The sequence below is a fragment of the Acinetobacter sp. ANC_7553 genome, assembly GCF_056779895.1.
Map to the genome: position 1 here is coordinate 1 of NZ_JBWYIV010000023.1, position 17693 is coordinate 17693.

Sequence of the window (17693 nt, forward strand, 5' to 3'; positions counted from 1 at the left end):
ACTCATTCTCAAAACCTAGATCCAACCTATTCAGCTAAATCCTTGTTTTTCAACAAGTTTTAATCAACATCACCGCCGATGGATGTGCATTATAGGCTATTTATTTTCTTACGCAACTACTTTTTCAATTTTTTCTATTTGTTTGTATAGTTAATAAACCAATGACAGATTAACTATATGTTTTTTATATACAATTTTTATTTGTATAAACCTTTAACTCTTGTCACTGTCTAAATAAGACAAAATCATTGCACTTAATTCCCGCTTAAGCTGTTGTTCTGAAATAAGAAAATCATTATTGCTTACAAACCTCATCATTGTGAACAAGGTACTATTAATAATCACAAAAGATTTATGCTTGAGTGTTTCAAAGTCCCAATGACGATAAAAACGATTGAATACATATAAACCAACTTCAAAAAAATGCTTTTCTAAAACCTTTGCTGCTTCTGAATTATTGTAGCCATGCCAATGTTTCAGGACTTCAAAGAAGAAACCATTATCTTCTCTCATTACATCAAATCCGAATTGAAGACTAACATCGACTAAGGTTTTTAAATCCATTTCTTCTTGATTCATCGCCAGCGCTTTAAGTGACAAACCTAAGTTTTCACTCTTACGGCGTAACAATTCTAAAATTATCTGATCTTTATTTTCGAAATATTGATAGATAGAGCCTACGCTCACCCCTGATTTTTCAGATATTTTTGGCGTAGTGACTTGATCTAGGCCCATTTCAGAAATGCATATCAGAGTCGCTTCCAAAATACTATCGACTACCAGCTTTGCTCTTTGTTGTTGGGGTCTTTTTCTCATAGCTGCCATTCTAATAATGCGAATTGAATGCGAATAAATATTCATATTAATCTTTGATCAAACAATAACCAGATTAATTACACCATGTCAAATTTAAGCATTCCAAAACGTATGGCTTCATATGAGCGAATGAAGCGTAGCGATCTATTGTCTAAGCTTCTACATAAAATGACCGATCAAAACTTCATTCCAACTTATGCTGAATATTTAGAGTTAAATGAAAGTTTACATACGGGTGATGTGCCGATGGATCGCTTAATGGATTGGGTGATGACCAATCCACGCGAAAATCGAAAGCTTTTTGAAACGGCGTTATATCAAGGCTTAGATGCTCTTCCCAAACCAGTCCCTGAAATCAAAGCATTCTTTGATCTCGTGGAACAACAGCCTGTTTGGTTCGATCAAGAAAAAATTGATCGTGCAATTCAATTCACGCATCGTTTAGGCGCAAATGTCACTTTTATTATGCGTGATCTCGCGCTAATGACTGGATATCAATACCCTGGCTTTAATCAACCTTTGATTTTAACAGGTGCTCTAAGCAAATATGCAGGCAAGCGCTTAGCAGAAACGCATAAATGGTGGCTAGATGTTACTAAGCCGAATGGATTTCAACGCTTTAATGATGGCTTTACTTCAACATTTTTTGTGCGTTTCATCCATTCTTTAGTTCGCTACCATCTAAAAAAATCCAAAGATTGGGACTGGGATATTTGGGGAATGCCGATTAACCAATATGATCAGGCAATGACAAATATTGCTTTCAGCGGTGTGATGCTTTTAGGTATTCGAGCAATCGGTATTTTTCCAACTAAAACTGAAGTCGATGCGATTATGCATTTTTGGAAATATACAGGCTGGTTAATGGGTGTTGACGAACAATGGCTGATTGATAAAGAGTCTGAAGGCTGGAAATTATTGCAATGGATGAATTATGCTCATCCTCAAGTGGATGAAAGTAGTCGTCAGCTTGCAGTAAGCCTATCCAAAGAACCATTTGAACGCGAATATAAACATTTTAAACGTTTCATGCAGAAGAAAGCCTACCAGAATCACTTAGATGTTACCCAAATCTTTATGGGCCGTAAAAAAATGAAAAATTTAGGGCTTAAGCCTCGAATACTGCCGTGGTATCCACTGTATCTACTGACCAAAAATACTGTGATTTATGCTGGCGCAAAAAAAATACCAAAGCTTGATCTTTATTTACAGCGTAAAGGGCGATCACAACAAGAACAAGCTCTCGATTTATATCAAAATGCAGGAAAACAGCTGGCAAGTATGCATCAATAAATAAAAAACCGAGCTAAGGCTCGGTTTTTTGCATGTATATTTTTAAGCCATTTTTAATGTTGCCTCTTGCTCAGCTCGAAGTGCTGATGGAGAGCGTGCTAGATAATCCAAAGCTTGTTGAGTATTACCTTCTTGCACAGGATGAAACTTTGGACTAAACCAACGGATGGTAGCTAAAGTTAAATGACTGAAGGTAGGAATATGATCGGTCTTACGACTAATTTTTTCCATTTGCATAATGAGTCTTAAAGTACCCATATGTCTAAACTTACCTGCATCTTTATCTTGTTTCAAAATTGTTTTGCCGCCTTCAACCCAAACCGCTGCCATAATAGGGAAGATAAAGGTCATCAAAGCATTTTTTGAAATTTGGAAATTAAACTCTGATTCAAACATATGTTTAAACAAATCATACGCAACCGTACGATGTTCAACTTCTTCAGCAAGATGCCAACGGAATAGATCAGCCATGATTGGATCAGCTTTATCCAATGAAGTATTGTCCAAGCTCCACTGCCCTGCCACACCAGTATAGTGCTCAATGGCTGCAATCACACCCAGTCGGAAGATTAACCAACGTTTTTCACCAACCACTTTTTTCATCATTTTGATACCTACTGGATTTTCTCCCAAAAGGATTTCAAAAAGATAATGCATGCGTTGAATGAACGGCTTTACATCTAATCCATGTTGATCAAAATAAACTTGTGCATGTTGATGAGTACGACCATGAATCGCTTCTTGCTGAATAAAACCTTTCACGTCAGCTTTTAATTGTTCGTCTTTGACGAACGGTAAAGCTTTATTAAATACACGGCAAAACCAAAACTCACCCGCAGGTAAAATCATATGTGCTGTATTCAACATATGGGTGGAAACAGGGTCATTTTCAATCCAATGCTTTGGAATATGATTGAAATCAAATTTTACTTTACGACCATGTAGTTGATGAACTTGACTCATTGTTGTCATTTTATTATCCATTACATCTTTTTTATTATTTTTAAAATAATGATAACCTCATCACAATATCATTTAAGGACATTCATATTTTATGTCTGACAATTTTAAAGAAAACACCCATTCAGACGGCGATCTAAATGGGTGTTAGGCTTAATACGTCAAATAAACTGAATATGACTAGAACTTCATACTCACACGCGCCCAATAATTACGTCCTATATTATTAAATTGCTCATTCTGTGCAAAACCAAATCCAGCACTACCTGCTTTATTTAAGTGTTCCGTATAAACTTTATCCAGAACATTATCAATTCCAATACTCAAATCAACACCTTGATGAATTTGATAAGTACCATTTAAAGACAGCGTTGAGAAACCTGAACTCGTTTTAAAGTCCTTACCTACAATATTACCTTGATTAATACTGACACGATCCTGCCCATCTACCACACGCCACAATAAACCTAAGTTAAAGCGCTCTTGCACATATCTTAAATTTACACGAGCTTCCAGCGGAGATATTTGAGGTAAAGGTTGATAATCAGTTGTGTTTTTTCCCCAAGCATACATCGCACTAAGATCTGCCTGAACAGCATCGGTAAATTGATAACCTATTCCAGCTTCTGCCCCTGCGATTGTCGCATCGACATTTCTAGAATCAGCAGCATTTTTACCATGACCAGTCATTTTTGCTGGGTCATAATTCAATAATATGAAATCATTAATCAAACCCGCATAAGCTGATGCCCATGAACTGAATGCCCCGTGATTATATTGGTATCCAACATCCAACTGTAAAGTTTTTTCTGTTTCTAAATCCTTGAAGGTAGCAACAGCATTGCCTTGATAATCTGTCTTAAACAACTCCCAATAATCTGGTACGCGCTCTACATAGCCTAGACCAACATAGGTTTTAGCATCATGCTCTGGATGCTGATTTTCAAACCGTATAAAACCACTTGGTAATGTTTCCTGACGTTCTTGAACCATTGTTAAGTTTTTAATCTTAACTTGATCAACCCGAACACCTGTGACCAACCTATTATGATCATTCAATGGATATGATAATTCAGTGAACCCACCATAAGATTGAAACTTCATATCCTCTGTCAGTGGAGTATTCATCATTGGCATGCTTGAATGATACATTCCGCCAGCATGTTGATTATTCTGAGTATCAACACCCGTAATGAATATTGCTTTATCCCACTCCATCGTTGTGGCTAAACGTGCATTTAAAGTACGACGTGTCACATTCATAGCGCGATCTGCGCCATCGACATCACGCAAACTAAAATTATCCATCACATGATCATTAAAGTTGTAATTGACTTGCGCCTCAACTTTTTTAACTACCTCTGAGAGATTCTTTTTCTCAAATCTTAATCCCAAGCTCTCGCGGGCAAATTTAGAACCATCCATATCTCGCCCAGCATATACAGCCTCACCATCAGCCTTACCGCCAGTTAACTCGATCCATGTATCTGCATTAGGTGTCCAGCCCAATGCTAAATCTGCATTCCATCGTTTCCAATCTGATGGTACGGTCGCCCCATTACCATCTTGATAACTATTTGAGACTGATCGGTTGCTATTGATTCGAATATATTTTTGTTCATCTCCTACCGCTGCCTCAATATTTTGGTCTAAACGCCCAAAAGAGCCCATTAATACACTTGCCTGACCTCGATAATTTTTTTCATCATTCAATTGTTCTGGGCGTCGCTCGAAAATCACTGTTGCTGCTGAACCTGTGTTGGCGTACTGGACAGTTTGGGGACCTTTAATCACCGAGATTCGATCATAGCTCTCAGGTGAGATATACGAAGTCGGTGAATCCATACGACTCGGGCATGCGCCTAAATTTTCAGTTCCATCTGTTAGAATTTTGATTCGTGATCCAAACATTCCACGAAAGGTCACATCACCGTTCGTACCTGCACCACTATTTACGCTGCTAAACCCTACAATACTTTGTAAGTAATCTGCGCCATCCGACGCAGGAATAGGCTGAATGGGTTGCTTCGGGTTTGCCCGTACAATCAAGCCATTAGCATCATTACCTTGTAGAGCTGTAGCAACAATTGGCGCTAAGTTCGTCGTGCGTGTATCAGGTGTTGGATTTAAAGTTGTAGATTGGACTTCAGCAAATGAAGTTTGCGAAATAAAGGCAATATAAATCGCAGCCGCTAGTGGCTGTAAATAGAATTTTGGCTGAGCCATGATATATTCACTCAAAATTTAAATATGACAATGCTAGAGTCATTCAAGACCCTAAAATAAAGACAATATTTAAGAAAAGAGTGGTGGTGCCCGACCTTGAGGTAAAAGGAATAAACGCTGTAAGTCGAAATAAATATGTTTGAACGCTTTTTGGAATGCGATCAAACGTATATTCAAACGTACAAAAACTTCTTTAACATTCAGCTCAGGTGGCAAAATCAAATTACCAAATACAGTACAGTATTGGCATTGATGGTTTGGGTCATGATGATCGTGCCCACTATGCGAGGATTCAACATAGCGCTTAGACTCATGATGTTCATGTAACGCATGTGAAGTGGAACCATGATGAGCGAGCGTTGTAATACTAGAATGATTAGGCTGTTCGAATAAGGCACGGGTGATCGTTTCGCAGACCGGCGCAATTTGATATTGCGCTGGAAGCAAAGGCTGAAGAAAAACAGCGATCTGTAATAATACTGCTGCGAAACTCAGCAGCAACCCATTGCGGAACAAATTGTCATTCCAAATAAAATTTGAGCAATTATAACAAAGCCCAATCGAAATTGGGCTTTATCAATATATTTAAAGTTCTTAGAAAATTAACGCTTTACAGCAACTTTTTCTTTTTGACGCTGACGAACGACTTTTTCTACCTTTTCACGCGCTCTTTGGCGTTTTAAAGGAGATAGATAATCAACAAATAATTTCCCGTTCAGATGATCCATTTCGTGCTGGATACATACTGCCAAAAGACCATCAGCTTCTAATTCAAAAGCTTGCCCTTCTAAATTAATTGCGTCAATTTTGACGCGTGACGGACGCTCAACTTTATCGTATATTTGTGGAACTGATAGACAACCCTCTTCATAAGGTTGGGTATCTTCAGTTAATGGGGTGACTTTAGGATTAATAAAAACCATCGGCTGATTTTTATCTTCAGACAAGTCCATGACGATAAGCTGAATATGATGATCAACTTGGGTTGCAGCTAGACCAATACCTGGTGCTTCATACATGGTTTCAAACATGTCTGCAGCAAGTTGACGAATTTCATCCGTCACTTCCTCTACAGGTTTGGCAATAGTACGCAAACGGGGATCAGGAAAACTTAAAATTGGTAATAAGGCCATGCTGCTCCTCACCGGCTATGCCATTGATCTTAAAAATTAAATGAAGTTAATGCTTCATCAAATAATACGTGTAATATGCGTATTATAGCGCAAATAGATACATAATTTTAGGAATTATGATAATGAAAAAGGTTTTCAATGGCATGGCTTTTTCACATGCTCTGGGGTTAAAGAAACATTGCCTTTCACTTGCAATTTGCATAAGTGCGGGCTTGTTTACCGCGCAAATAACACAAGCCAGTCCAAATGTAAGCCCACCATCAATTAAGGCCGGTGCTCCTCACGTTTATGTGGTCAAAAAAGGCGACACTTTGTGGGACATTTCAGGTAAATTTTTGCGTTCACCTTGGCGTTGGAAAGAAATTTGGGCATCCAATAAACATGTCAAAAATCCACACTGGATCTACCCAGGTGATCGCTTACTACTCTGTACATTAGATGGGCGTCCACTGATTGGTAAAGATGAAGGTGACGGTTGTGAAGGTGTTATTCGTCGTCATCTTGGTGCTATCAATCTAAAACCTCAAGTACGTGTTGAAAGCTTAGGGAATACCATTCCAATTATTCCCTTGGATGATATTCAACCTTGGCTAGAAAGAAGTATTATCGTTGCGCCTGATGCTTTGCAAAGCACACCTTATATTCTCGGTTCGGCAGATCGTCGTATCGTTGCTGGGGAAGGCCAAACAGTATATGCACGTGGTCAAGGGATTAATCCTGGACAAAGCTACGGTGTTTATCGTGAAGCTGAACCGTATGTTTTCTTAGATGAAAAAGGGAAAAAGTACACAGGTGCACTTGAACTGATTGAGGTAGCTACTGCAGTCGCTGTTGCCAACGAAAATGAAATTTCAACTTTAGAACTTAAACAAAGTTTTAATGCTGAAGTTCGTCGCGGTGATTACGTTTTACCTAAATTTCAAAATGAATTACCAAGCCTCTTCTATCCAACGGCAACAACGGATATTCAGCCAGGCGGTCAAGTGATTCGTGTTATGGGTTCTATTGGTACAGCAGCTCAACATAGTGTTGTCACCATTAACCGCGGAAGCGTTCACGGTGCAAAAAATGGTCACGTGTTAAGTATTTTCCAACAAGGCGAAGTGGTTAAAGACCCGAAGACCAAAGAAAATATTCAACTGCCTAATCAGCGTGTGGGCAACTTAATGATTTTTAAAACTTTCGATCAACTAAGTTACGCTTACGTGCTAGACAGCGCACTTCCAATTAAAGTAGGTGCTGTATTAGAACCATCACCAATGGTTGAAAATTAAAATTAGGTGCGGATATGTTGAACGAGATTAATGACCATCAGTTGGCTTATATTAAACTCTGGTATCTCGTTCAACATTCACTCAGTGCTTATCAAAAACTTATTCAGCATTTTGGTTCAGCTCAAGATGCTGTACAGAAAAATCATCTACATCAATGGCATCAGCTCAACCTACATAAAAACCATATCGAGCGTGCATCTCAATTTTTCTCTGATCAACAGCAACAAGAATTTGAGCGAATTCTGCATCAAATTCATCAACATTCTGATTTTATGCTCACTGAGCAAGATCCAGACTATCCTCAGCAATTGATGCCCTATCATGACCGCCCCCCAATTTTATTTGGGAAAGGTAAAGCACAACATTTATCTGAAGCACAAATTGCCATTGTTGGAAGCCGTAAACCAAGTCCACATGGCAAACAAGTCGCATATGATTTTGCGTATTATCTGAGTGATCAAGGTTTTTATATCACGAGTGGCTTAGCACAAGGCATTGATGCAGCAGCCCATCAGGGTGCTTTGCAACATGGCAGAACAATCGCCGTTATCGGTACAGGATTAGATTTAATTTACCCATCACAAAATCGCCCATTACATGATCAAATCTTGAAGCAGAACGGGACCATCATTTCTGAGTTTTTACCCGGTACAAAACCGCTTCAGCATAATTTTCCACGCAGAAATAGAATCGTAAGTGGCTTAAGTTTAGGGATATTGGTAGCGGAAGCTCAATTGGGCAGTGGTTCATTAATTACGGCCCAAGCTGCTGCAAATCAAGGTAAAACGACCTTTGCAATTCCAGGTCATATTTATAGTGAATTTCATCAAGGTTGCCATCAGTTGATTCGTGAAGGTGCCATCTTAGTTGATCATCCTGAGCAGATCATTGAAGATTTAGCCCTACCGACTCAATGGCAACATCAACAAGCATCACTGTCACGAAAAAACAATCCTAATGAAGTCCAAAATGACGAAATAGCTCATTCAGTAGACCATCCAAAGTTAAGTAAGTATGAGGATGATGAGCATTCGATTCCTATACATCTGTTAGCTGTATTTCAACAATTAGATTGGGTTGGACGCGATCTCGATCAAATTGCTGCAACCCTTAATTTAGACACAGCGACACTCACCAGTCACTTGATGGAGTTAGAACTTTTAGGACGCTGTATTCAACAATCTGGGTTATACCTTCGTTGCCGTAATTAAAATTAAGGTTCACAATAGTCTTTTCAATCAAGAGAATGGTGAACGCTTATGTTAACAACCTCAGTTGCTGAGGCTGCTCAATGTCTAAAACAAGGTCAAGTTTTGGCTTATCCTACAGAAGCAGTATGGGGCTTAGGTTGCGACCCTTTTAATGAAAATGCTTTTAAAGAAATTTTAAGATTAAAACAACGCCCTATCGAAAAAGGGGTGATCTTACTGGCTGGTCAAGTCAGTCAGGTTGAACATTTATTATCAAAGCTTCCTCAAGACCGCCGTGATGCGGTAATTGAAAGTTGGTCACAAACATCTTATCAAGATCGCGCCACAACATGGCTTCTCCCTGCTGATGAGCAAATACCACTTTGGATTCGAGGCAAACATCCTAAGGTTGCTATTCGAGTCACCAACCACCCTCTTTGCATCGCACTGTGCAACGCATTTGATGGGTTTATTGTTTCAACCAGTGCAAATCCTGCTGGTTTAGACCCCGCTCGCTCATTGCAAGAAGTCAATCAGTACTTTGGTGCTGAATTAAATTATTTAAATGGAGATTTAGGCCTGAGCCAAGAACCTAGCCGAATATTAGATGCAGAAACTGGTGATGTCATTCGTGCTTAAAAAGCATGATATGCTGAGACTTAAAATTTATTATTTAAGACAAAAAAAAGCTCAGTCATAAAGGTATTGACTGAGCATATAAAAGGATGTGCTAATCACATCCAGAGGGTTCAGAAATTCATCTGTACAGAAAAAGAGTGTATTATCGCTTTCTCTGCAGTACGCATATTATGCTACAAAAAAAAATATTACACAATTACTAAGACTTAGAGTTTCAAATCATCATTTTTCTTATAAAGATTAATTATTAGTTCAATTGATATAATTAAGTACCTATTTTTAATTATTAATTTTACTTTTTAAAAAGCCTAATGATAGTTAATTTAGATCAATAAGCTTTTATAGATTTTAAGTATAATAAAAAAATAAATCGATTGTCTGTTTTTTAAACACTCTTAGCCTTTATGAATGAAGTTTTTTTCTGTGCTAAAGCAATACCTATCAAAATCACGATTCCGCCTAAACTGTGATAAATCGTCCATGCTTCTTTTAACCAAACGTAAGCAATAATGGCGGTAAAGATTGGCATTAAGTTCATAAAGATGCTGGTTCGATTTGGGCCTAAATGTTGAACAGCCAACATCCATACTAACGGCGCAATAATCGAAGGGAAAATTCCCGCATATAACACACTCAAGCCGTTATCCAGATCAATTGCATCGAGACCCAATACGGCAACGAATGGTAAGTGGTACAACACTGCAAAACCAATCTGAATATAAAGACTAATCATTAAAGGGAGCTCGAGTTGCCACTTTTTGAGAAATACACCATAAAAAGCATAGAAGAATACCGCGACGATCATAATCATGTCGCCCCAATGCCCACCCAGATGCATCAGTGTATCTAGACGCCCCTGACCGATAACATAAATCAGGCCGATAAATGATAAAATACTACCCACCACTGCAAATCGAGTTGGAAACTCTTTTAAAATCATCAGTGAAACAAAAATGGTGAAAATTGGAATAAAGGCATTAATTATGCCCATATTGGTTGCAGTCGTGTAATGTGCTGCGGTGTAAGCTAACCCCTGATAAAGCACCATACCAAATGCACTCAGCACTGCTAATTTCACTATATTTTGTCGTACCAAAGTACGCTGTTTGATGACTTTAGGTAGAATAAAGGGTGTTAAAATCAAAAAGGCAATAATCCAACGATAAAAACTAATACTGACAGGTGAAATATACTCTGCAACATATCGTGTAATAGCTATATTCAACGACCAAATCAATACAGCAATGACTGGCAATGATAGAGCCCAGAGCAAATGCTTTTTTTCAAATGTCATATTTTCATCCTAATTTTTATTTAATCGTTAAGATCAAGATTTCATCAATTTTTAGACTTTTTCATTCCATGAAACACACTCCCCCCTCATTGTTAATGACTGCAGAACAGCCATCTAAGTCTGAGATTTTTACTTAAAAAATTAAGTAGAGTGCTGTTCTATTTTAAAACACTTTTCACTTTTTTACAGGGATTCCTCTACAAAACAACACTAGAAGCTGTGTGTGAGCTATGAGATCGTAAATGCTTGAATTTTCCCATCAACGGGTTAACTGAATATTTTTTAATGTGCTTCATCGTGAATGTAAGTGCATTGAACCGAGCATATAAAAAGGATAAATTATGAAAAAACTTCTCATTGCATCACTATGCACTACAGCTGTTTTTCTAACCGCTTGTGATAAAAAGTCTAACGATCAATCCTCACCTACTGCCGCTGAAACAGTTCAAAGCAATACATTAAGTAGCAATGTAAATGCAGATATTCAACATGACTTAGATTTACTGGATCAAATTTCAAATACAAAAGCTCAAGAGGCTTTGGCATTTCAAAACGAAGTGACACAAGCTGCGCAAAACAATAATAAAGCTGAATTAGACGCAGTGGTTGAGAAGATGGATAACTATGTGGATCAATTTAATGATGATCTGGACAAACTTGCGCTCAAAAGTACTGAAGGTGCATCTCTTCGAGATAAAATGAAAGAATCGAATGAGCTTGGATTGGACCTCGCAGAAGCAGGTGTTAAAGAAAAGCCTGATATGAATGAAATCACTGAACTACAAAAGAAAGCTGTTGAGTTACAACAAAGCTTGTTACAGGACATGCAGAATCTTAAAAACCAAGTCGGAACAAAATCTTAACTCATAAAGCAGGCCGTCAGGCCTGTTTTTTTTCACTGTAGACACCTTGGTGAGATCTATATGCCATGGTATTTTCAATCTACATATTTTAAGTACTTTATGATTAGGACATTGAAATGGCTTCAGTTTATAACATTCCAGTAAATACAATTCAGGGGCAGCCTGTTGATTTATCGCAATACGAAGGCAAAGTATTATTGATCGTGAATGTAGCGTCTAAATGCGGCCTTACGCCACAGTACGAAGGTCTGCAAAAACTCTATAGTGAAAAAAAACAACAAGGATTCGAAATTCTTGGTTTTCCTTCCAATGACTTTCTTGAACAAGAACCAGGAAGCAATGAAGAGATTGAACAATTTTGTTCAGTGAATTATCAAGTGGACTTCCCTCTTTTTGCGAAAATTCCAGTGGTTGGGGAGAATAAACATCCGCTATATGAAACTTTAACAAATGCCATTCCAGAGCGTCTTGGTGAGGGGCCGTGGTGGAAAGATCTGGTTGATTATGGTTTAACGCCTAATAATCCCCCTGAAGTATTATGGAATTTTGAGAAATTCTTAGTTTCAAAAACAGGGGAAGTCGTTGCTCGTTTTGCACCAGACATCACTGCAGATGATACGCGTATTGTTGATGCAATTAATGCTGAACTGGCGAAATAATCTCATCAAGATCAAGTGACGATCTTGTCACTTGATTATTTCTTATTCAATTCAATAAATATCTTCATTAATCTGTCAAAATCATAAGTTACTCTTTCACATCAAAATTTTTGTTATTGCTTTGCAAATATTCAGATTTAACTCATATTTGTATCGTATCTTGGAATGAAGTGATTAACGATTTGGTTTTATTAATGAAAGTATTTCAAAGCATTATTACCCCTTTTGCATTATTTGGCTTCGGTCTCGTGATGTTAGGTTGTCAGCCGCAAACCCAACCCGATCAAGAAAAGGAATCAACAGCAGCTAATGTTGAAGAATCTTCTCCTGTCCAAGTCACTGATCCAGCTGACTTAAAGTCAGGCAATATGTTTTACATTGTACGTGATGTGGCAGATGTACAGCTGAAAGCAGGTGGATATATTGAGCAAATTCAACAGCTACAATCTGATTTAGAACAAGCTGTAAATAATAAAGATCCACAAAAGTTAGATCAGTCAGTGCAAAGTTTGAAATCTCAATTACTAGGATTTAATGAGGCATTGACAGGACTTGACCTAAAAAGCCAAGAAATTGCCCAGATTCGTTCTAATATTTTAACGGCAAATCAAAATGTATTAGCTTCACCATTACTAAACGGCCAAGTGAATTTAAACAACATCGATTTTGCAGCTTTAGAAAAGCAAATGGGTAATATCCAAGGTGAAATGGTGAAATTAGCCAGTATGCTTTTGACTCAGTCCGGATCATCTACAGAAAATAATCAAGCCGAGGATTGATATACATTATTCTCACAAAATAGACACGGTGGAGTGAGGGATTTCTCTTTAATTTGAATCTTAAATAATTCAAATATCATGGAGTCGGCATGTCTACCTCACCCATCTATAATATAACTCCTATTACTTTTCGTTTAGATTTAAAAGATCCTTTCATCTTTACTGCTCATCATATTGATCACTACCCTGCCGGGAATGCTGACATGGGACCAGTTCATCCTGCGATCAATCAAGAATTCAATATGTATTATGGTAGTGTTGTTCCCGGCTTTCCCGAACATCCACACACGGGTTTTGAAACCATTACTTTGGTGGAACAAGGTTATGTCGACCATTTTGATTCCTTGGGTAATGGTGGACGATATGCTGCAGGTGATGTGCAATGGCTAAGTACGGGAAATGGTGTTGAACACTGTGAAATGTTCCCGTTAATTCATCAGGATCGAGAGAACCCTTTTGAATTATTTCAAATTTGGTTTAACTCATCTCCAGAACAAAAAAAAACAACCTGCTGATTATAAAATGTTTTGGCGTGAACAAATTCCACATGTGAAAGCGACTGATCACCAGTCTCGCAACATTGATGTACGAGTTATTTCTGGACAATATCAAAATCAAAATGCATTAAGTCGCCCACCACACTCTTGGGCAGCTGCAGCAGAAAATAAAGTGAATATATACTTAATTACTTTAGAAGCTGGCGCATACCTTGAAATTCCAGCTACCACCGCGACCTCCACTCGATTTGCTTACTTCTATCAGGGTTCAACTTTAAATATTGCTGATTCAACCATTCAATTTAAACATCTTGTAGAGCTTAAAGCTGACACCCAAATTCAACTTGAAGCAGGTGATCAAGAAGCGAGAATCTTATGGTTAGAAGGTGAACCTATTGGAGCACCAGTTGCAATGCGAGGACCTTTTGTACTGAACAGCAAAGAAGAGCTTGATGTTGCATTCAAACGATATCGTGAGACCCATTTCGGTGACTGGCCTTGGCCAAGTGATGCTCCAACGTTTTCACGTGAAACACCCCGTTTTGCCAGCTATGAAGGTGGTAAACGCAAGGAATATCCTGAACAAATGAGTTCAGATGGGGCTTAACAAGGTTTAAATATTACAGTATTCATCTTTGCCCAATGCTCGTTTAATATCCTGTTCAAAACGCGCATTGGGAAAAGGATAACGTTGAGGCAAATACAAGGTAAATCTTGTCAATGTAGGTGATAACTTTTCTACAGTTGCCTTATGAACATATTCACCACGTTCTGTTCGAGCAAATAGGGTTGCCATTTCAATATGCTCTTCAAGCTTATTTTCAGTAAAGACTAGGTCATCATCACGTGTGAAACCGATACATCGACGATATGCTTGTCTCAGATTTTGAAATACGCTGAGATAATCCAACTCAATTTCAGCACTTAAACCATTTTTATATGAGTTAGCAACCAAGGCCGCTTCAGTAGGTTCATTGGGCTGACTTAAATAATAATTTTGACATGCGGTGAGCTGACTGAAGGTGAATATGCTTAGCGCGATAATTAGACTTTGACGATACATTATTTTATTTGGATTTATTAGACTTATACCTGAATTGTAGCAAAGTCTAAGCCGTGATTTAATTCAGCTTTATACTTTTAATGTAATTGAACCATGCAACTGATCATCTTCACTGGAGTTCAAGCTTCAGGCAAATCAAGCTACTATCTTTTACATTTGGCGCATTCACATTTAAGAATTAACTTAGACATGCTAAAAACTCGCCATCGGGAAAACATGATCTTTGAAGCATGTCTAGCCTCTAAAACAAAACGGTGATCGACAATACCAACCCAACCAAAGCAGACCGTGCTCGTTATATTCAACGTGCTAAATCAGCAGGCTTTGAAGTGATTTCATATTACTTTGAAACAGATTTGAAAAGTACGCTAGAACGCAATGGTCAACGAAGCGGTAAAGCCAATATTCCTGAAGTCGGTGTTCGAGCAACATATAAGAAGTTAGAAGTACCTGATTTTCAAGAAGGGTTTGATGAAATACATCATATTAAGATAAAAGGTGCAGGTGAATACCACCATTTAATATTAGACTCCAAATAATAAAGCGACCCGAAGATCGCTTTATTTCAAAGACTTTATTGTTTCACCACCACTAATTTTTTTTGTACAAATTCCTGAAAACCTAAATCTGCGAGTTCATGACCATAACCAGAATTCTTTACGCCACCAAATGGTAATTCTGGAGCAGTATCCGTTAACCAATTGATCCACACCATTCCTGTTTCAATTCTCGAAGCTAATTTTTTTGCACGCTCTATGTCTTGAGAGTGAATGACACCTCCAAGACCATAATTAGAGTCATTGGCGATTTCAACGATTTCATCCTCATTTTCCGCAACATAAATCTGAGCAACTGGCCCAAAGAATTCTTCGTACCAAGCCTCATTATCTCGACTAATATTTTCTAAAATTGTCGGCTCATAGAAATAACCATCATGATCAATTGCTTTTCCACCAATAACCAATGATGCACCCTGCTGAACTGCTTTATCCACTTGTTTAATCAAGTTTTTAAGCGCACTTTCCGATGAGAGTGGTCCCAGTGTGGTACTACGGTCTAATGGGTCGCCAATTTTCAGCGCTTTAAATGCTTCAATTAAACCCGTTCTAAACTGATCAGCGATGTCTTTATGCAAAATAAATCGTTTTGCTGCAGTACACACCTGCCCTGTATTATTTACACGTGCTTTACAACCAATCTCAATCGCTTTGTTTAAGTCCGCATCATCCAGCACGATAAAGACATCATTCCCACCCAATTCAAGCGTAGACTTTTTAATGTGTTTGCCTGCTTGCGCAGCGACCGCACTACCCGCTCCTTCTGAACCAGTTAATGCAACACCACGCACACGTTTGTCTGCAATAATATCTGAGACTTGATCGGTATTGATAAATAGATTAGTCCAAACACCTTTAGGCGCTCCTGCTTCTAATACAAGTTTTTCAAATGCTTCAGCACATTGCGGAACGATACCTGCATGTTTGGCCAATACGGGATTTCCAATACCACAGTTTGGTGCAAATACACGGACCAATTGATAAAATGGGAAATTCCATGGTTCGACAGCCATGATAATACCTAATGGATGATGCTCCACCCAAGCTTCACCTAACTCAGTTTTATAGGGGACTGATTTCAGAAATTGTTCAGTATTTTTTGCATAGTACTCAGCAATTTGAGCACAGGATTCGATTTCACCTTCACTTTGTTCAATGAGCTTACCCATATCTAAAGTAATGAGCTTGGCTAATTCACTCTTTTTTTCTCTAAATAATGCTGCCAAACGTTGTAAAACTTTTACGCGCTCATCTACATTTTTTACCCAATCTGATTTAAGAATAGATTCGGCTGAATCCAAAGCACGATCAATATCTTGTTGTTGGTGTGATGGATATTCTTTGTATACAGTATTGGTAAATGGGTTAATGGATTGATAACTCATAATTCTTCCCTTCATGCCAATAAAAATTTACAGTTCAATGCTATGTATTGATTTAAGCGTATTCATTGAAGTGCGCGTTAGCTGTGCAAACTCTAGATAAGCTCAAAGTGCTCAAAAATTTTGTCTACATCAATCAACTTAGCATTATTTTTATTGAACTCAGGCATCGTTTACAGTTTGGTTCAAATCGTTACGTAGTTCTTGGTAAAGTTATAAGTAGATGTACATAACTCCTACTGTTTAACTTCAACTAGTAAGACGGTGATCAACAATATCAATCAAAGTAGAACGTGCTGTTTTAAACTCAGCTTCTTAATAAGCAGTTTTGAAGTTGTTTCTTATTATTTTGAAACAGATTTAAATTGTACTTAACAGCGTAATAGCCACCTTGAAGGTAAGACTAATATTCCTGAATTGGGTGTTCGAGCGATTTATCAAAAGCTAGAAGTACCGAGTTTAGATGAAGGGCTTGATCAGATTTTTAAGGTAAAGATTGTTGGGAATGGGGAGTTTTCTATTTATCAAGATTAATTATAAGGAATAATTACATGGATAAAATAAAAACTTTAGCTGAAACAGCGTAAAATTATTTTGATAATACAGTTCTAAAAACAACTGATACTATTTTTCAAGAAATTCTCAAAGCATTCCCTTTAGCTTCATCAGGCATTGCGATTTACCGACTTTTTAGAAGTTATAACGAGGAGCAAAAATTAAAGAATATCTTGGAGTTCGTAAAGGAAGGTGAAAACCTAGAACCAGGAAGTTTATTAAAAATATTCAAAGATCAAAATAATTTAGAAATTGGTGGTGAGTTACTTAATGCTTTGGATAAAACATATTTAGTCCATCAATCTAAGATGCTTGCTCGCTTAGCTCTTCTATATGATGTCAAAGAAATAAATCGTGAGAATTTTTTAAGGTATGCTCATATTATCCCTCAATTAACATCTTTTTTATTAAAAGGGTTAGATTGTAGAGGTCAACAAATATTGGACATAGTTTTAAGTTTTTGTTCAGCCTCACAAGGGCTGATGCCATCATTAAATTGATGTGGTCGTATCT

Annotated in this window: 16 protein-coding genes and 2 pseudogenes; 10 read left to right on the forward strand and 8 right to left on the reverse strand. The window is 37.8% G+C overall.

Annotated features, from left to right (window positions below):
- Positions 1-213: 213 nt before the first annotated feature.
- Positions 214-816, reverse strand: a complete 603-nt coding sequence (locus tag AC1M9I_RS14080) for a TetR/AcrR family transcriptional regulator (protein ID WP_035268244.1) — start codon at positions 814-816, stop codon at positions 214-216.
- A gap of 84 nt (positions 817-900) precedes the next feature.
- Here AC1M9I_RS14080 and AC1M9I_RS14085 point away from each other — a divergent pair, with 84 nt between their 5' ends.
- Positions 901-2109 carry an oxygenase MpaB family protein gene (locus tag AC1M9I_RS14085; RefSeq protein ID WP_481611171.1) on the forward strand — a complete coding sequence of 403 codons (1209 nt, stop codon included), beginning with the start codon at positions 901-903 and terminating at the stop codon, positions 2107-2109.
- 42 nt (positions 2110-2151) lie between these two features.
- Here the strand turns inward: AC1M9I_RS14085 and AC1M9I_RS14090 are convergent, their stop codons facing one another.
- The 4 genes from AC1M9I_RS14090 to def all read right to left on the reverse strand — a co-directional run bounded on the left by AC1M9I_RS14090 (position 2152) and on the right by def (position 6428).
- A complete protein-coding gene (locus AC1M9I_RS14090) occupies positions 2152-3081 on the reverse strand; it encodes a metal-dependent hydrolase (protein ID WP_092768017.1) in 930 nt (309 codons plus the stop codon).
- Positions 3082-3249: 168 nt separating this feature from the next.
- Positions 3250-5295, reverse strand: coding sequence for a TonB-dependent copper receptor (locus AC1M9I_RS14095; protein WP_481611172.1), 2046 nt, complete (start codon positions 5293-5295; stop codon positions 3250-3252).
- Between the two features lie 69 nt (positions 5296-5364).
- A complete protein-coding gene (locus AC1M9I_RS14100; RefSeq protein WP_481593779.1) occupies positions 5365-5826 on the reverse strand; it encodes a DUF2946 domain-containing protein in 462 nt (153 codons plus the stop codon).
- 71 nt (positions 5827-5897) lie between these two features.
- A complete protein-coding gene (def, locus tag AC1M9I_RS14105) occupies positions 5898-6428 on the reverse strand; it encodes a peptide deformylase (RefSeq protein WP_035268228.1) in 531 nt (176 codons plus the stop codon).
- A gap of 122 nt (positions 6429-6550) precedes the next feature.
- Here def and AC1M9I_RS14110 point away from each other — a divergent pair, with 122 nt between their 5' ends.
- Genes AC1M9I_RS14110 through tsaC form a run of 3 tightly spaced genes read left to right on the forward strand, consistent with a single transcriptional unit; the run spans position 6551 to position 9531 of the window.
- Positions 6551-7702, forward strand: a complete 1152-nt coding sequence (locus AC1M9I_RS14110) for a LysM peptidoglycan-binding domain-containing protein (RefSeq protein ID WP_481593714.1) — start codon at positions 6551-6553, stop codon at positions 7700-7702.
- 14 nt (positions 7703-7716) lie between these two features.
- On the forward strand, positions 7717-8913 hold the full coding sequence (gene dprA / locus AC1M9I_RS14115; RefSeq protein WP_481593715.1) for a DNA-processing protein DprA: 1197 nt from the start codon (positions 7717-7719) through the stop codon (positions 8911-8913).
- 48 nt (positions 8914-8961) lie between these two features.
- Complete coding sequence (gene tsaC / locus AC1M9I_RS14120) at positions 8962-9531, forward strand: L-threonylcarbamoyladenylate synthase type 1 TsaC (protein ID WP_035268223.1); 570 nt, start codon at positions 8962-8964, stop codon at positions 9529-9531.
- 385 nt (positions 9532-9916) lie between these two features.
- Here the strand turns inward: tsaC and AC1M9I_RS14125 are convergent, their stop codons facing one another.
- Entirely contained in the window at positions 9917-10825 is a 909-nt protein-coding gene (locus AC1M9I_RS14125; protein WP_035268220.1) for a DMT family transporter, read from the reverse strand.
- Between the two features lie 341 nt (positions 10826-11166).
- Between AC1M9I_RS14125 and AC1M9I_RS14130 the strand changes: the two genes are divergently transcribed.
- The 4 genes and pseudogenes from AC1M9I_RS14130 to AC1M9I_RS14145 all read left to right on the forward strand — a co-directional run bounded on the left by AC1M9I_RS14130 (position 11167) and on the right by AC1M9I_RS14145 (position 14230).
- Entirely contained in the window at positions 11167-11688 is a 522-nt protein-coding gene (locus AC1M9I_RS14130) for a hypothetical protein (protein ID WP_481595185.1), read from the forward strand.
- A 116-nt stretch (positions 11689-11804) separates the two neighbouring features.
- Positions 11805-12347 carry a glutathione peroxidase gene (locus AC1M9I_RS14135; protein ID WP_481611173.1) on the forward strand — a complete coding sequence of 181 codons (543 nt, stop codon included), beginning with the start codon at positions 11805-11807 and terminating at the stop codon, positions 12345-12347.
- A gap of 194 nt (positions 12348-12541) precedes the next feature.
- Positions 12542-13126: a hypothetical protein gene (locus AC1M9I_RS14140; protein WP_481611174.1), complete on the forward strand. Its 585-nt coding sequence runs from the start codon at positions 12542-12544 to the stop codon at positions 13124-13126.
- An 89-nt stretch (positions 13127-13215) separates the two neighbouring features.
- Positions 13216-14230 (forward strand): annotated as a pseudogene (locus AC1M9I_RS14145) (pirin family protein).
- Between the two features lie 6 nt (positions 14231-14236).
- On the opposite strand, the gene AC1M9I_RS14150 reads toward AC1M9I_RS14145, so the two are convergent.
- Positions 14237-14686 (reverse strand): hypothetical protein, encoded by a 450-nt coding sequence (locus AC1M9I_RS14150; protein WP_481587704.1) that lies wholly within the window; start codon positions 14684-14686, stop codon positions 14237-14239.
- Between the two features lie 93 nt (positions 14687-14779).
- On the opposite strand from AC1M9I_RS14150, the pseudogene AC1M9I_RS14155 reads away from it, so the two are divergent.
- Positions 14780-15225: pseudogene (locus AC1M9I_RS14155) on the forward strand (AAA family ATPase).
- 35 nt (positions 15226-15260) lie between these two features.
- On the opposite strand, the gene AC1M9I_RS14160 reads toward AC1M9I_RS14155, so the two are convergent.
- A complete protein-coding gene (locus tag AC1M9I_RS14160; RefSeq protein WP_481611175.1) occupies positions 15261-16628 on the reverse strand; it encodes an NAD-dependent succinate-semialdehyde dehydrogenase in 1368 nt (455 codons plus the stop codon).
- Between the two features lie 725 nt (positions 16629-17353).
- On the opposite strand from AC1M9I_RS14160, the gene AC1M9I_RS14165 reads away from it, so the two are divergent.
- Positions 17354-17680 carry a hypothetical protein gene (locus tag AC1M9I_RS14165; protein WP_481611176.1) on the forward strand — a complete coding sequence of 109 codons (327 nt, stop codon included), beginning with the start codon at positions 17354-17356 and terminating at the stop codon, positions 17678-17680.
- The last annotated feature ends 13 nt before the right edge of the window (positions 17681-17693 follow it).

Excerpts from the sequence above, each read along its gene's own strand:
- AC1M9I_RS14110 (WP_481593714.1), top strand. The coding sequence starts at position 6,551 with ATGAAAAAGGTTTTCAATGGCATGGCTTTTTCACATGCTCTGGGGTTA.
- AC1M9I_RS14125 (WP_035268220.1), bottom strand. The coding sequence starts at position 10,825 with ATGACATTTGAAAAAAAGCATTTGCTCTGGGCTCTATCATTGCCAGTC.
- AC1M9I_RS14085 (WP_481611171.1), top strand. The coding sequence starts at position 901 with ATGTCAAATTTAAGCATTCCAAAACGTATGGCTTCATATGAGCGAATG.
- dprA (WP_481593715.1), top strand. The coding sequence starts at position 7,717 with ATGTTGAACGAGATTAATGACCATCAGTTGGCTTATATTAAACTCTGG.
- AC1M9I_RS14090 (WP_092768017.1), bottom strand. The coding sequence starts at position 3,081 with ATGACAACAATGAGTCAAGTTCATCAACTACATGGTCGTAAAGTAAAA.
- AC1M9I_RS14160 (WP_481611175.1), bottom strand. The coding sequence starts at position 16,628 with ATGAGTTATCAATCCATTAACCCATTTACCAATACTGTATACAAAGAA.
- tsaC (WP_035268223.1), top strand. The coding sequence starts at position 8,962 with ATGTTAACAACCTCAGTTGCTGAGGCTGCTCAATGTCTAAAACAAGGT.
- def (WP_035268228.1), bottom strand. The coding sequence starts at position 6,428 with ATGGCCTTATTACCAATTTTAAGTTTTCCTGATCCCCGTTTGCGTACT.
- AC1M9I_RS14095 (WP_481611172.1), bottom strand. The coding sequence starts at position 5,295 with ATGGCTCAGCCAAAATTCTATTTACAGCCACTAGCGGCTGCGATTTAT.
- AC1M9I_RS14080 (WP_035268244.1), bottom strand. The coding sequence starts at position 816 with ATGAGAAAAAGACCCCAACAACAAAGAGCAAAGCTGGTAGTCGATAGT.
- AC1M9I_RS14140 (WP_481611174.1), top strand. The coding sequence starts at position 12,542 with ATGAAAGTATTTCAAAGCATTATTACCCCTTTTGCATTATTTGGCTTC.
- AC1M9I_RS14130 (WP_481595185.1), top strand. The coding sequence starts at position 11,167 with ATGAAAAAACTTCTCATTGCATCACTATGCACTACAGCTGTTTTTCTA.
- AC1M9I_RS14135 (WP_481611173.1), top strand. The coding sequence starts at position 11,805 with ATGGCTTCAGTTTATAACATTCCAGTAAATACAATTCAGGGGCAGCCT.
- AC1M9I_RS14150 (WP_481587704.1), bottom strand. The coding sequence starts at position 14,686 with ATGTATCGTCAAAGTCTAATTATCGCGCTAAGCATATTCACCTTCAGT.